Source organism: Ruegeria sp. CRTD044 (assembly GCF_059613485.1).
In genome coordinates, this window is record NZ_JBXWSP010000016.1 from 245,528 (window position 1) to 260,075 (window position 14,548).

General features: G+C 61.6%; 11 protein-coding genes and 1 tRNA gene. 6 read left to right on the forward strand and 6 right to left on the reverse strand.

Going from position 1 to position 14,548, the window contains the following annotated elements:
• Nucleotides 1-113 precede the first annotated feature (113 nt).
• From AC2FNL_RS13575 to AC2FNL_RS13595, 5 genes are all read left to right on the forward strand, one after another.
• Complete coding sequence (locus AC2FNL_RS13575; protein WP_170368044.1) at nt 114-1,700, forward strand: ABC transporter substrate-binding protein; 1,587 nt, start codon at nt 114-116, stop codon at nt 1,698-1,700.
• A 15-nt stretch (nt 1,701-1,715) separates the two neighbouring features.
• Nucleotides 1,716-2,672, forward strand: coding sequence for an ABC transporter permease (locus AC2FNL_RS13580; RefSeq protein ID WP_093964729.1), 957 nt, complete (start codon nt 1,716-1,718; stop codon nt 2,670-2,672).
• On the forward strand, nt 2,669-3,484 hold the full coding sequence (locus AC2FNL_RS13585; protein ID WP_170340106.1) for an ABC transporter permease: 816 nt from the start codon (nt 2,669-2,671) through the stop codon (nt 3,482-3,484). Before AC2FNL_RS13580 ends, AC2FNL_RS13585 begins: the two co-directional genes overlap by 4 nt.
• Nucleotides 3,481-5,118, forward strand: a complete 1,638-nt coding sequence (locus AC2FNL_RS13590; RefSeq protein WP_170340105.1) for an ABC transporter ATP-binding protein — start codon at nt 3,481-3,483, stop codon at nt 5,116-5,118. The genes AC2FNL_RS13585 and AC2FNL_RS13590 overlap by 4 nt, the downstream gene beginning before the upstream one ends.
• A gap of 159 nt (nt 5,119-5,277) precedes the next feature.
• The gene (locus tag AC2FNL_RS13595; protein WP_496833963.1) at nt 5,278-6,114 is read left to right on the forward strand and encodes an alkaline phosphatase family protein; all 837 of its coding nucleotides are present in this window, start codon (nt 5,278-5,280) and stop codon (nt 6,112-6,114) included.
• Nucleotides 6,115-6,120: 6 nt separating this feature from the next.
• On the opposite strand, the gene AC2FNL_RS13600 is transcribed toward AC2FNL_RS13595, so the two are convergent.
• From AC2FNL_RS13600 to AC2FNL_RS13615, 4 genes are all read right to left on the reverse strand, one after another.
• Nucleotides 6,121-7,044, reverse strand: a complete 924-nt coding sequence (locus AC2FNL_RS13600) for an alpha/beta hydrolase (protein ID WP_496833964.1) — start codon at nt 7,042-7,044, stop codon at nt 6,121-6,123.
• A 12-nt stretch (nt 7,045-7,056) separates the two neighbouring features.
• Nucleotides 7,057-8,946 carry an acyl-CoA synthetase gene (locus AC2FNL_RS13605; protein ID WP_496833965.1) on the reverse strand — a complete coding sequence of 630 codons (1,890 nt, stop codon included), beginning with the start codon at nt 8,944-8,946 and terminating at the stop codon, nt 7,057-7,059.
• Nucleotides 8,947-9,100: 154 nt separating this feature from the next.
• Nucleotides 9,101-10,921 carry an ABC transporter transmembrane domain-containing protein gene (locus tag AC2FNL_RS13610; protein WP_496833966.1) on the reverse strand — a complete coding sequence of 607 codons (1,821 nt, stop codon included), beginning with the start codon at nt 10,919-10,921 and terminating at the stop codon, nt 9,101-9,103.
• Between the two features lie 128 nt (nt 10,922-11,049).
• A tRNA-Gly gene (locus AC2FNL_RS13615) sits at nt 11,050-11,123 on the reverse strand.
• A 307-nt stretch (nt 11,124-11,430) separates the two neighbouring features.
• Here AC2FNL_RS13615 and AC2FNL_RS13620 point away from each other — a divergent pair.
• Nucleotides 11,431-13,320: a PhoX family protein gene (locus tag AC2FNL_RS13620; protein WP_496833967.1), complete on the forward strand. Its 1,890-nt coding sequence runs from the start codon at nt 11,431-11,433 to the stop codon at nt 13,318-13,320.
• A 54-nt stretch (nt 13,321-13,374) separates the two neighbouring features.
• On the opposite strand, the gene AC2FNL_RS13625 is transcribed toward AC2FNL_RS13620, so the two are convergent.
• Nucleotides 13,375-13,941: a tetratricopeptide repeat protein gene (locus AC2FNL_RS13625; protein ID WP_496833968.1), complete on the reverse strand. Its 567-nt coding sequence runs from the start codon at nt 13,939-13,941 to the stop codon at nt 13,375-13,377.
• A 30-nt stretch (nt 13,942-13,971) separates the two neighbouring features.
• Nucleotides 13,972-14,460, reverse strand: coding sequence for an Lrp/AsnC family transcriptional regulator (locus tag AC2FNL_RS13630; protein ID WP_496833969.1), 489 nt, complete (start codon nt 14,458-14,460; stop codon nt 13,972-13,974).
• Nucleotides 14,461-14,548: the final 88 nt, after the last annotated feature.

A 14,548-nucleotide genomic window follows, 5' to 3' on the forward strand; every position in this document is an offset into this window, starting at 1 on the left:
AGTCCCCGAGATTTGACCTTGCCCGCCGCGACGAAATGCGCCAACGTTGACTCATGCGTCAATAAAAAGCCCGTAAAACGGGCACACAAAACACTCAACTGGGAGATATCCGAATGAACGAACAACTCACTCACATGGCCAGCCAGGTGACCGCCGGGAAGCTGACCCGACGTGAATTCATGGGGAAGGCAGCCGCACTGGGTGTATCGGCCGCCATGGCCAGCACCGTCTTCGCCGACGCGGCCCGCGCAGCCGGCGCCAAGAAAGGTGGCGATCTGAAACTGGGCCTGCAGGGCGGTGAATCCACAAACTCGCTGGACCCGGCCACCTATGCCAGCTCGGTTCCATTCCAGAACGGCAAGCAGTTCGGTGACCAACTGGTCGAAGTCGCCCCCGACGGCACGATCGAGCCGCGCCTTGCCGAAAGCGTTGAAGGCAGCGCCGATGCCAAGGTTTGGACGTTCAAACTGCGTCAAGGGGTGGAGTTCCACAACGGCAAGACCATGACCAGCGAAGACGTGCTGAAAACGATGCAGCGCCACTCGAACGAAGATTCGAAGTCGGGCGCGCTGGGCATCATGAAGGGCATCGAGTCGATGAAGGCCGATGGCGAGTATTTTCAGGTCACCCTGAACGAGCCGAACGCCGATCTGCCTTACCTGATGGCCGACTACCACCTGATCATCCAGCCGGACGGCGGAATGGACAACCCGGGCGCCGGTATCGGCACCGGTCCGTACAAGCTGGAAGCGGACGAGCCCGGTGTGCGCCACCTGTTCTCCAAATTCGAAAACCACTGGAACCCGGATTTCGGCAACTTTGACAGCGTCGAAGTTGTGGTCATCAACGATGCCACGGCCCGGACGGCCGCGCTGCAGTCGGGTCAGGTCCACGCGATCAACCGGGTTGAGCCCAAGGTTGCCGACCTCTTGGGTCGTGCTCCCAACCTGACCGTACACTCCACGGCAGGACGCGGCCACTACGTGTTCATCATGCATTGTGACACGGCGCCGTTCGACGGCAACGAACTGCGGACCGCTCTGAAATACGCGATCAACCGCGAAGAGCTGGTCGAGAAGGTACTGCGCGGCTATGGCTCGGTCGGGAACGACATGCCGATCAACGCAGCATACCCGCTGTTCGATGAGACGATCCCGCAGCGTGAGTTCAGCGTCGAAAAAGCCGCGGAACACTACAAGAAGTCCGGCCATGACGGGTCGCCCATCATTCTGCGTGTGGCCGACGGAGCCTTCCCTGGCGCCGTGGATGCCGCAGCCCTGTTCCAGCAGACTGCCCAGCAGGCCGGCATCCCGCTTGAGATCAAGCGCGAGCCGAATGATGGCTACTGGTCCGAAGTCTGGAACGTACAGCCGTTCTGCGCGTCCTACTGGGGTGGCCGTCCGGTGCAGGACCAGATGTACGCAACGGCCTACCTGTCCACCGCCGACTGGAACGACACCCGGTTCAAGGTCAAAGAGTTCGACGACCTGCTGTTTGCCGCGCGTGCCGAGCTGGATCCGGCAAAGCGCAAGGCAATCTACAGCCAGATGGGTATGATGGTCCGTGATCAAGGCGGCCTGATCTGCCCGATGTTCAACGACTTTGTTGAGGGCATCAGCAACCAGCTGGATGGCTGGGAGACTGATCCGACCCAAGAGATGATGAACGGCAACATGTCTCGCAAGATGTGGTTCGTCTAACTCGGATAGACAGGTATGCATCCTATCATCAAACTGGTTTCCCAGCGCCTGGCGCTGGGATTCCTCTTGCTGTTCGGCGCTTCGGCCCTGATTTTCGGGTTGACCGAGGCCCTACCCGGAGACGCCGCGCAAGCCGTCCTGGGGCAGTCCGCCACCCCTGAATCCCTTGCCAACCTCCGTGAGGAGATGGGGCTGAACCGTCCCGCCTTGACCCGGTATTTCGAATGGCTCGGCGGAATTGTCCAAGGAGACATGGGCACGTCCCTGACCAACAAGCTGGACATCGCCGAGTCGGTCAGCAACCGATTGGGCAATACGTTGTTTCTTGCCTTCTGGGCGGCCATCGTCTCGGTCCCCCTTGCAATTTTTCTTGGCCTCGTCGCGGTACGCTACCGCAACCGCTGGCCCGACAAGCTGATCTCTGCCGTTACCCTGACGACAATCTCGATCCCGGAATTCCTGATCGGCTACGTCCTCGTCTATTTCATCGCGGTCAAGCTGGGCATGTTCTCGCCGCTGGCGATGATCAATGACAGCATGTCCATTTGGCAAAAGCTGAACTCGATCGCGCTGCCCGTCATCGTGCTGACCATGGTGGTTCTGGCGCATATGATGCGCATGACTCGCGCCGCGATTTTGAACGTGATGCAGTCGGCCTATGTCGAAACGGCCGAACTGAAGGGCCTGAGCAACTTCAAGGTCATCTGGCGCCATGCCTTCCCGAACGCCATCGCCCCCATCGTCAACGTGGTGATGCTGAACCTGGCCTATCTGGTCGTGGGTGTCGTCGTGGTCGAGGTCGTGTTCGTCTATCCCGGCATGGGACAGTACCTGGTGGACCACGTGACCAAACGCGACGTGCCGGTGGTTCTGGCCTGCGGCGTCATCTTCGCCGCCATCTATATCGGGCTGAACATGGTTGCCGACATCGTCGCGATCCTGGCCAACCCAAGGCTGAGGCACCCGAAATGAAGAACATCCCAATCTCTGCAATGATCGGGCTGGCCTTCACCGCCCTGTATTTCATCATCGCCGTCTTTGCACCCTTCCTGGCGCCCTACGGCATGGCCGAGGTTGTGGGCGACGTGTGGGAGCCCTCAAGTTCGCAATTCTGGCTGGGCACCGACAATATCGGCCGCGATCTTCTCAGCCGCATGATCTATGGAGGGCGCACGACGATCTTCATCGCCACCGCCGCCACCATCCTCAGCTTCGTCACCGGTTCGATCCTGGGCTTTCTGGCCGCCGTGCTGGGGGGCTGGGCCGATCAGGTGATGTCTCGGACCGTGGACCTGATCATGTCGATCCCGTCGCTGATCACCGCACTGGTGGTTCTGGCGATGGTGCCGGTCACCATCCCGGTTCTGATCGTGGTCATGGGCCTGCTGGACGCCACCCGCGTCTATCGACTGGCCCGTGCCGTGGCCGTTGACATCGAAGTCATGGACTATGTCGAGGCCGCCAAGCTGCGCGGTGAGGGCCGCGGCTGGATCATCTTCCGCGAGATCCTGCCCAACGCGCTGTCACCGCTGGTGGCCGAACTGGGCCTGCGCTTCATCTTCATGGTCCTGTTCGTCTCGACCCTGTCATTCCTGGGCCTGGGCGTTCAGCCCCCGCTGGCCGATTGGGGCGGCATCGTGAAAGAAAACAAGGACGGCATCGTCTATGGCATCGGCGCGGCGCTGTATCCGGCAGTGGCCATCGCCACATTGGCCATCTCGGTCAACCTGGTGGCCGACTGGATCCTGAACCGCACCACATCGCTGAAAGGAGGCCGGGGATGAGCGATACCCTTCTCAAGGTCCGCGACCTCAAGATCGGCGCAACCGTATATCCGCCGGGCGAAAAGCCCCGTGACATCGAAATCGTGCACGGGGTCAGCTTTGACCTCGAGCGCGGCAAGGTGCTGGGTCTGATCGGGGAATCCGGTGCCGGGAAGTCGACCATCGGGCTGGCCTCGATGGCCTATGGCCGGGGCGGCGTGAAGATCACCGGCGGCGAGGTCTGGGTGAACGGGCGCGACATCCTCAAGACGTCGCTGTCGGATATCCGCAAACTGCGCGGCGGCGAGGTGACCTATGTGTCGCAATCGGCGGCAGCGTCCTTCAATCCCGCAAAGAAGATCATGGATCAGGTGGTCGAAGCCGCGGTCGAGCAGAAGAAGTTCAGCCGCAAAGAGGCCGAGGCCCGTGCGCGTGGACTGTTCGCCAAGCTGGGCCTTCCCGACCCGGACAATATCGGCAACCGCTATCCGCACCAAGTCTCGGGCGGGCAGTTGCAGCGTTGCATGACGGCGCTGGCGCTGTGTCCCGAACCGGATCTGGTGGTGTTCGACGAACCCACGACCGCGCTGGACGTGACCACGCAGATCGACGTCCTGATGGCCATCAAGGAAGCAATCCGCGACACCGGTGTGGCCGCGCTGTACATCACCCACGATCTGGCGGTGGTGGCGCAGGTCAGCGATGACATCATGGTGCTGCGCATGGGCGACACGGTCGAATACGGCACCACCGACCAGATCATCAACAACCCGCAGGAAGAGTACACGCAGGCGCTGGTTTCGGTCCGTTCGATCGAACACGAGGAAAAGCAGCCTACGCCCGAACCCGTGCTGCAGGTCGATGGCATCACGGCCCGTTACAAGGGGTTGAACTTCGACGTGCTGCACAACGTCAATGTCGAGCTTCATCCGGGGCAGACGCTGGCGGTCGTGGGGGAATCGGGATCGGGTAAATCCACGCTGGCACGGGTGATCACCGGCCTGCTACCCCCGCGCGACGGCGAGATCACCTTTGCCGGGCGCAAGCTCAGCCCTGATCTGGCCGGACGCTCGCGCGAGGACCTGCGCGAGTTGCAGATGATCTATCAGATGGCCGATGTTGCGATGAACCCGCGCCAGACCGTGGGAACCATCATCGGCCGGCCGCTCGAGTTCTATTTCAACATGCGCGGTGCCGAGAAGCGCAAGCGCATCATCGAACTGTTGGACGAGATCGAACTGGGCGAAGGTTTCATCGACCGGTATCCGGCCGAGCTGTCGGGTGGTCAGAAGCAGCGCGTGTGCATTGCCCGCGCGCTGGCGGCCAAGCCCAAGATGATCATCTGTGACGAGGTTACCTCGGCGCTGGATCCGCTGGTGGCGGACGGCATTCTCAAGCTGTTGCTGGACCTGCAGAAGATCGAGGACGTGGCCTATCTGTTCATCACCCATGACCTGGCGACGGTACGCGCGATCAGCGACAGCATAGCCGTGATGTATCAGGGGCGCGTGGTGCGCTATGGATCCAAATCGCAGGTGCTGAGCCCGCCATTCGACGATTATACCGATCTGCTGCTCAGCTCGGTGCCGGAAATGCATCTGGGCTGGCTGGAAGAGGTCGTGGCCCACCGCAAGATGGAGAGCGCCGGCAACTGATGCCGCAGGCTGTGAACGCCGGAAAAACACTCTGAAATCCCGACACTTTGTTTGTATCGAAGTGTCGGGATTTGCTCATTCCGGGCGCGGACGGGCAGCATTGGCTGACCGAATCTCCTAGGGTGAGGCAAACAAGCCATCCAACACGAGGGCCATGCGATGGACCGCAAGCTTCTGCTCATCATTCTCGACGGGGTTCCCTGGCGCAATTTCCGCCGGCTTTTCGGTAACCTCGAAGGCTGGGTCGACAGCGGCGAGGCGCGGGTTTGGAAACACCGCTCTGTGCTGCCGTCGATTTCGGCAAGCTGCTATGCCTCGATCCACACGGGCGTGACACCGCAGGAGCATGGGTGCACCGGAAACGGCAACGTGTTCCGGCTGGACCACAAGGACATCTTCAGCCAGGTGCGCGAGGCCGGCGGCGTGACCGGGGCCGTCACCCACAGCTTCTGGTCGCAGTTCTTCAACCGCCACCCGTTCGACTATGTGCGCGATGTGGAATATGACGAACCGGACAGCCCCACCATCAACCACGGCCGTTTCCACTCGATGACGGGCTATGGCAAGGCCAATCAGATGACGCCGTCCGATGTCGACCTGTTCGCGACCCTGACCAACCTGTGCCTGCGCTTCGGGCTGGATTACGGCATTCTGCACACCTGTACGCTCGACAGCATGGGGCACCGATTCCACCACGACTGTGAAGAGATGGATCACGCCTGTTTCGTCATGGACGAGATGCTGGCCCCTTTCATCCCCCGCTGGCGGCAGTTGGGATACGAGGTGATCGTGACCGCCGATCACGGCCAGGACGAGCGCGGCCACCACGGCGGGCGCAGCGCGATGCAGCAGGAAACGGCGCTGTACTACTTCGGCGATGCCGAGGGCCCCGATGCGGAAACGGTCATTGACCAGCTGCAGTTGGCGCCCACGATCCTGACCCGCATGGGCGCTCCGGTGGCCGAGACGATGAAGGCCAGGCCTTTCCTGCGCTGAGCGCGGTCAGTCGTAATTCCACAACCCCTGCCCCAGCGCCTCGACCGCGATCGAGATCCGCTCGAAACTGTCGGCGGCGCGGGTCACGGAATGGCGGGCGCGCAGGTAGCCATGCACAAGGCCGGCCTCGTTGATCCAATGCGCCTGCCCGCCGGCGGCGGTGATTTTGGCGCAGTACGCGGCTCCGTCATCACGCAGGGGATCGCAGTCGGCGGTCACCACCACCGTCGGCGGCAGCCCGGAAAAGTCGGTATCGTGCAGGGGGGCGAATGTTGGGTCATGTTCCGGGACGGCGCCGCCACACCGGACTTTTTCATAGAACTGGACCTCGTCGCGCGTCAGCATCGGGGCGTGGGCGTGTTCGATATACGATCCCTGGTTCGGGTCGCCACCCAAACCGGGATAGATCAGAACCTGTCCCAGGATGTTCCCGATGCGCCCGCGCGCGTGATGGGCGACGGCTGCGGCCAGGTTTCCGCCCGCGCTGTCCCCGGCCAGAACCAGCGGATCGCCGAATTCGGCTTGCACCCAGTTCACCGCGGTCCAGCAATCCTGGAACTGCGCCGGATGCACATGTTCAGGACACAGCCGGTAGTCGACCGCGACCACCCGATAGCCGGTTTGGGCGCATAGTTCGGCGCAGACGTCATCGTGGCTGTCCAGCCCGCCGACGACCAAACCGCCGCCATGCATGTAGACGACGGTTCGGGTGGGATCTCCGCAGGAATAGACGCGCACCCCGACCCCATCGGCCGAGGTGTCCCGCGTTTCGACGCCCGGTGGACGCGGCTGCCGAAACGCGCGGCACATGTCGTCGTAGACGCGGCGCTGGTCCTCGATGGACCGATCCACCGCGTCTTCGGGATAGCTTTCGGCGGTGCGCCGTATGAACGCCCAGGTTTCCTCGTCGATCAGACGTTCATAGTCCATTGCCCCTCCGGATCAGTCGGCCCATTCCCACGGCCGGGTGAAGTTGCCCAGCACTTGGTTCACATCGTCCTCGGATGCGCCGTTCGCGTCAAGCTGCGCGACAAGGCCGCGCTTTTTGTCGTCGATGACCGACACGACCCGCGCCGCAACGCCGGCGGTTTCCAACGCCTGGTTGTAGACCCGCGTGATCGCCTGTTTGCGCAGCTCAGGCTTGAAGACCTTGCCCACCGCGGTTTTCGGCAGTTCGGGCAGGATCGTCATGTGCTTGGGATGCGCGGCGCGTTCATGCACGTGAATCTTGCAGTATTCCAGCAGTTCTTCCTCTGTCACACTTGCACCGTCGACCAGTTCGACAAAGGCACAGGGAACCTCGCCCGCATGGGCGTCGGGCTGGCCGATGGCGCCGGCAAAGGCCACGGCGTCATGGCCCAGCAGGGCCTCTTCGATCTCGGCCGGGTCGATGTTGTGACCGCCGCGAATGATCAGGTCCTTGGCGCGGCCGGTGATCCACAGATACCCGTCCGCATCGAACCGCCCCAGGTCGCCGGTGCGCAGGTACTTGTCGAAATAGTAGAGATCGACGTTCTTGTCTTCCTCGGTATAGGTGTTCCCGGCATAGACACCCGGGTTCGACACGCAGATCTCGCCCACTTCGTCCACCGCGCATTCCTTGGGGCCGTCGGGGCTGTCGCGCAGGATCTTGACGTCAGTGTACGGGAACGGAATCCCGATCGAGCCAATTTTCTTCTCGCCATCCACCGGGTTGCAGGACACCAGGCAGGTGGCCTCGGTCAGGCCATAGCCTTCGACGATGGTCACACCGGTCGCTTTCTCGAACCGGCGGAACAGTTCGACCGGCAGCGGGGCCGAGCCCGAGAAGGCCGTCTTGACGGTCGAGATGTCGGCATCCACTGGGCGCTGCATCTTGGCCGAGATTGCCGTGGGCACGGTGATGATGAACGAAACCTTCCAGCGCTCGATCAATTTCCAGAAGTTGTCGAACACGCCGTCGCCGCGATACCCGGCTGGGGTCGGGAACACCACATGTGCACCCGACGACACCGCCGCCATCACGATCACATGACAGGCAAAGACGTGGAACATCGGCAGCGGGCACATGATCGTGTCCTCTTCCGAGAACAGCAGCGTGTGGCCCAGCCACCCATTGTAGATCATGCCGGAATATTTGTGCTGCGCGACCTTCGGCATACCCGTGGTGCCGCCGGTGTGGAAATAGCAGGCGACCCGGTCCTCTTTGCTGTCCTCAAAGGTCAGCGTGGTGGGTTGCTTGGCCAGTTCCTTGTTGAAATCCAGGTAGTCGGCGTGGGCCAGATGCTCTTTGTCGGCCATCTTGGGCCGGACCAACGGCACGATCCATGACTTCGGCGGGGTCAGATACCGATTCAGGTCAATCTCCAGCACGGTGTTGACACCCGGCGCGTGGCGCACGGCCTCGGCGACCTTTTGCGCGACGTCCGTTTTCGGGAATGGCTTCAGCGTGACCACGACCTTGGCCTTGGTCTCACGCAGGATCGACGCGATCTGCTCGGGCTCGAGCAGCGGGTTGATCGGGTTCACGATCCCGGCCACCGCGCCGCCCATCATGGTGACCAGCGTCTCGTTGCAGTTGGGCAGCACATAGGCCACCACGTCGTTTTCCTTGACACCCAAAGAGCGGAACAGGTTGGCCGCCTGGTTCGTCTTGGCCAGCAGTTGCGACCATGTCAGGGTTTCGGCCTTGTCCTTGGGGCCGGACAGGATCTGGAAACTGATCGCGTTGCGATCCGGGAACTTGGTGGCCGTCCGCGAGAGCAGTTGATGGAACGTGACGGGGACATCGCGGTCCTCCCACGGCATTTCCTGCTCCATTCTCAGTTTGTCTTCCTTGCCCACAAAGGCCATGTGGTTCCTCCCCTTTTTTACCCTGCATTTTTGCAGGCTGTCTTGCGTCCAAGATGTAAGCAAAAGCAGCCCTACGCAAGCGAGGGCTTACCCTCGGGCAAGGGGAAAAAGTAGAATGACGCTACGGCGGTTCGCGAAATGCCCGCGCGTCACTTCATTCGGCGGCCACGCCATCGGTGAACTGCAGGCGCGCCAGACGTGCATAGAGCCCGCCTTGCGCCACCAGATCGTCATGGGTGCCCTGCGCCACGATCCGGCCGTTCTCCATCACCACGATCCGATCGGCCTTTTTCACGGTGGCCAGACGGTGCGCAACGATCAGGGTGGTGCGCCCGGCGCGCATTTGGTCAACGGCGGCCTGAACGGCGCGCTCGCTTTCGGCGTCCAACGCCGAGGTCGCCTCGTCCAGCAGCAGAACCGGAGCGTCGCGCAAAATCGCCCGCGCGATGGCGATGCGTTGTTTCTGACCGCCCGACAGCATCACGCCGCGTTCGCCGACGAAACTGTCATAGCCTTCGGGCAGGGCCGAGATGAAGTCATGCGCCGCGGCGGCACGGGCTGCGGCCTCGACCTCGGCATCCGAGGCGTCCAGCCGTCCGAACCGGATGTTTTCGCGCGCCGAGGCCGCAAAGATCACCGGGTCCTGCGGCACCAGCGCCATGTGCTGCCGGAAATCCGCCCGGCGCATGTCGCGCAAGTCGATCCCGTCCAGGCTGACCTGACCGGCCTCGGGGTCGTAGAACCGCTGGATCAACTGGATCACGGTCGTCTTGCCCGCGCCCGAAGGTCCAACGAAGGCCACGGTCTCGCCCGGGTTCACCGTCAGCGACAGGTCGTCCAGTGCCAGAACGTCGGGCCGGGCCGGGTAGCGGAAGGTCACGTTGTCAAAGGTGATCTGTCCCTTGACCGGCTGCGGCAGCGCCTTGGGCTGTGCCGGGTCGTTGACCGTATCCTCGGCGTTCAGCAACTCGACCAGCCGTTCGGTTGCGCCTGCGGCACGCTGCAGCTCGCTCCAGATTTCGGAAAGCGCGGCCACGGACCCGGCCATGATGATCGAATAGATCACGAACTGGATCAGCACGCCTTCGGTCATCACGCCGTTGCGCACATCGTTCGCCCCCATCCACAAAACGCCGACGATCCCCGAGAACACCAGGAAGATCACGATCACGGTCAGAACCGCCCGCGTCTGGATACGGCGCAGGGACACATGGTACGAGGTCTCGGTCATGTCGCCAAACTGGCGGCGGCTGGCGTCCTCATGTGTGAACGCCTGTACGGTCTGAACGGCGCCCAGCGCCTCGCCTGCATTGCCCGACGAGGCGGCGATCCAGTCCTGATTTTCGCGGCTGATGACCCTCAGCCGGCGCCCGAGAACCAGGATCGGCACCACCACCACCGGGATCAGCAGCAGAACCAGCCCGGTCAGCTTGGCCGAGGTCAGCAACATCAGCACAAGCCCGCCGATGAACATCAGGAAATTCCGCAATGCGATCGACACCGACGACCCCAGAACGGATTGGATCAGCGTGGTGTCCGTGGTGATACGGCTCAGGACCTCACCGGTCATGATGCGTTCGTAGAAGGCAGGGCTCATGCCGATGACGCGGTCAAAGACGGCCTTGCGGATGTCAGCCACCACACGTTCACCCAACCGGGTCACCAGCATGTACCGGATACCCGTTCCTACCGCCAGAACCGCTGCGATGCCCAGCGCCGCCAGGAAATACCAATCGAGCAGCTCACCGTCTTCGATGCGGAAGTTGTCGACCACGCGCCGTACGGCCAAAGGCAACGTCAGCGTCATGCTGGCCGTCAGAACCAACGCCAGCGTCGCCCCAAGCATCAGCAGCCGGTAAGGCTTCATGAAAGGCCACAAAGAGGCCAGCACGCTCAGCTTCCGGGATCCAGGTCGATCTTCATGAGCACCGGGCGCTTGCACGTTTGCTTGGTTGGCGGAGCGTGTTCTTGCCATGCCTGACCCTTTTTACCTTCTGGGACTCGCGATACGGCTTCTTGGCGGTGCAGGCGCGCCGGGTCAAGGAGACTGCGCGCAATAGCACCCCGACAAGGGCTTTTTGACGCAACTTATTCCGGAGAGTTTGGAGCGGGTAGACGGAATCGAACCGACATAGCCTGCTTGGAAGGCAGGGGCTTTACCATTAAGCTATACCCGCTTGGTGAAGGGCTGAGTAGTCCATGCCCGGGCCGCCGTCAAGAACCGAAATCCTCCTGCGCATCGCTTTTGCGGCTGTCTGCGTGCGGTCACCCGGGACGGGCTGCGCGGCCAACCGCCAATCGCTCTGAATTGCACTTGTTTTGGGGCCGCGCACTGGCGCAGCATACGATTGCAGTGCTTGCCGTTCGCGAGAACCTGCCTAGCGTGTGTACCGCCCCAAACGGTTAATGGGGTTGTTAAGTACCTGTAACAATCAGTTCCTAAATCCGTTTCACAAATTCATTCCGACAGCGAGGAATCATCCAATGAAAGACGTTGATCCAGCCACCCTTTCCGCCGACGACTGGGACGAACTGCATTTCCCCCGCCCCGACGAAAACGACTTTGACCGCGTCGTCGAAAGCGCCCTGTCGCGACGCGGCTTTCTGGGCGGAGTGTTGGCCTTCGGGTCAGGCGCTGCGGCCATGGGCAGCGGTCTTCTGGGGTCGACCTCAGCCCACGCGCAGACCGCCTCTCGTTTTGCCTTCACTCCGATTGCGGCCCAGACCGATGGTACCGTGCATGTCCCCGAGGGGTATGAATGGAAGGTCCTCATGCGCTGGGGCGATCCGCTGTTCTCCGAGGCTGAGGGGTATGACATCACCGATGGTGGACCGGTTGAAAACTCTGACAAGATTTTTGGCGAAAACACTGATGGTATGGAGACCTTCTCGTTCCAAGGGCACCAGTTGATCGCCATCAATCACGAGTATCCCAACCGCAAAATCAACCTGCCCGCGGCGCAGGAAGGTGTACCCGCAAACGCGGATGACGTTCGAAAGTTGCAGAACCTGCAGGGTGTGACGGTGATGGAAATCGCCGAAACCCCGGATGGCTGGACCGTGGTCAAGGACAGCCCTTTCAATCGCCGCATTCACCACAACACGCCCATGAAGATCGTGGGGCCAGCAGCTGGCCACGACCTGCTGAAGACCGAGGCCGATCCGACCGGCACGACGTCGCTGGGCACCATGAACAATTGTGGGTCGGGCAAGACACCTTGGGGCACCTACCTGACCTGCGAAGAGAACTTCAACGGCTACTTCGGCTCCAGCAACGAAAGCGCGACTTATACTCCCAAGGTCGCGGATGGCTTCAAGCGATACGGCATCAAGGCCGAGAGCTGGAACGGATACGAGCTGTTCGATCCACGGTTTGACACTTCGAAGAACCCCAACGAACCACATCGCGTCGGCTGGGTGGTCGAAATCGACCCGACCGATCCCAACAGCACCCCGGTCAAGCATACCGGACTTGGGCGGTTCAAACATGAAAACGCCGCGGTCGAGCTGGCCAAGGATGGTCGCATTGTCGTCTATATGGGCGATGATGAGCGGGGCGAATACCTGTACAAATTCGTCTCGAACGGAGTCTACACCCCCGGCGGGGATACCGAAGGTCTGCTGGATGACGGCACGCTGTATGTGGCCAAATTCAACGACGATATGTCCGGTGAATGGGTGCCGCTGACGCCGGAAACGACTGGCATGGACGAGGCCGAGATTCTGATCTTTGCCCGCATCGCTGCGTCTGAGGCCGGTGGAACCACGATGGACCGACCGGAATGGGTTGCAACCAGCCCGGTTCTTGCCGAGGCCTATTGCTGCCTGACCAACAACAAGAACCGTGGCGTCAAACCCAATGCGGGTGGCGATGATACTTCGGTCAATGGTCCCAACCCTCGGGAAGCCAACAAATACGGGCAGATTGTTCGCTGGCGACCAGCCAACCAGGATCATGCAGAAACCGCGTTTCAGTGGGATCTGTACGTCATGGCCGGCAACCCGACAGTGCATTCCGATGCGTATGCCGGGTCCGAGAACGTAAACGAAGGCAACCTGTTCAACTCGCCCGACGGGATGATGATCGACAGCACCGGCGTGGTCTGGATCCAGACCGACGGGAACGACGACAACGAAGGCGATTTTGCAGGCCATGGCAACAACCAGATGCTGGCCGGCGACCCAATCACGGGTGAAATCGTTCGCTTCATGACCGGCCCGAACGGCTGCGAGGTGACCGGCCTGACATGGTCGGCCGACCGCCGGACCATGTTCGTAGGCATCCAGCACCCCGGTGGATCCTGGCCAGATGGGGGCGCGCCGCGTTCCTCGATCATCGCGATCAAACGCAAGGACAACGGACTGGTCGGCTGAACCGTCTTACCTCAGCGATCACCCCCGGCGAAGCGTCGGGGGTGGCAGCGCTATTCAGAGATCTTGGCCGGGCATCGCCAAAGGCCCACCATCGGCCGCAAGGTGACGCTCGGGCAGCCAAGGGTTCAGTTCCAGCGCCTCTGCCAGAGCAATGCGGGCTTCTTCCATTCTCTGCAGACCCATGAGGGTCAGCGCCCGACCGCTCATCGCTGCGATATGGTTGGGCGACAGTTTCAGTGCGCGGTCCAGATCGGTCAGGGCCGATTCAAAATCCTGACGCAGGAAATTCACGAATGCGCGCTGGTTGTAGCCCTCGGCATACTCGGGGCAGTACGCAATCAAACGGTCGAAATCCTGCAGCGCCCCCAACAGATCCCAAGCATTTCGTCTGGACATGCCCTGATCCAATACGGTCTGCGCGGCCTCGTCAGGTGCGTCGGCCCACAACTCCCACATCTGGTTCGAGATCTCGCGGGCGGCCATCTCGGTCTCGGCCTGCTGGATCTGACCGATAAGTTCACCCAGCCGGGCGGCGTGATCGGGTGCAGGCGGACAGGTCTCAGCAAGCGCCGGAATCGCAACGCCTGCGCTCAGAACTGTGGAAAGAAGTAGGTGTCTCATACTTCAATGGTGACGCGGATCGCCCTTTCGTCAACCCGCGCCATCGATGGCATCGGCCAGCCCAGTCTCTTTCACCGCCTCCATCGCCACAAAGGTCGAAGTGCTGGCCACATGCGGCAGCGACGAGATCTTTTCTGCCAGAACCGCGCGATATTCCGTCATCGACCCCGTCCGCACCTTCAGCAGATAGTCGAAATTCGACGCGATCATATGCGCTTGTTCGATCTCGGGCACCTTGCGCACGGCCGCGTTGAATTCAGCCAGCGCCTTTTCCCGCGTGTCGGTCAAGCGCACCTCGACAAAGGCCACATGGTCCAGACCCAGGCGGATCGGGTCCAGCATGGCACGGTAGCCGGTGATGATCCCATCAGACTCGAGCCGTTTCAGCCGCGCCTGTGTCGGCGATTTCGACAGCCCGATCCGCCGGGCCAGATCCGCGACCGAGATCCGCCCGCCCTCGGCCACGATGGACAGAATCGCGCGGTCGAAGCGGTCCAAACCCGGAAAGTCTTTTCGCATGGCATTTGATCCAAAATTCAGGACATTGGGTGCCCGATACTTCATTTTCGGTCCGTTGTCCCGCAAAATCGCAAGTATACTGCGTGAA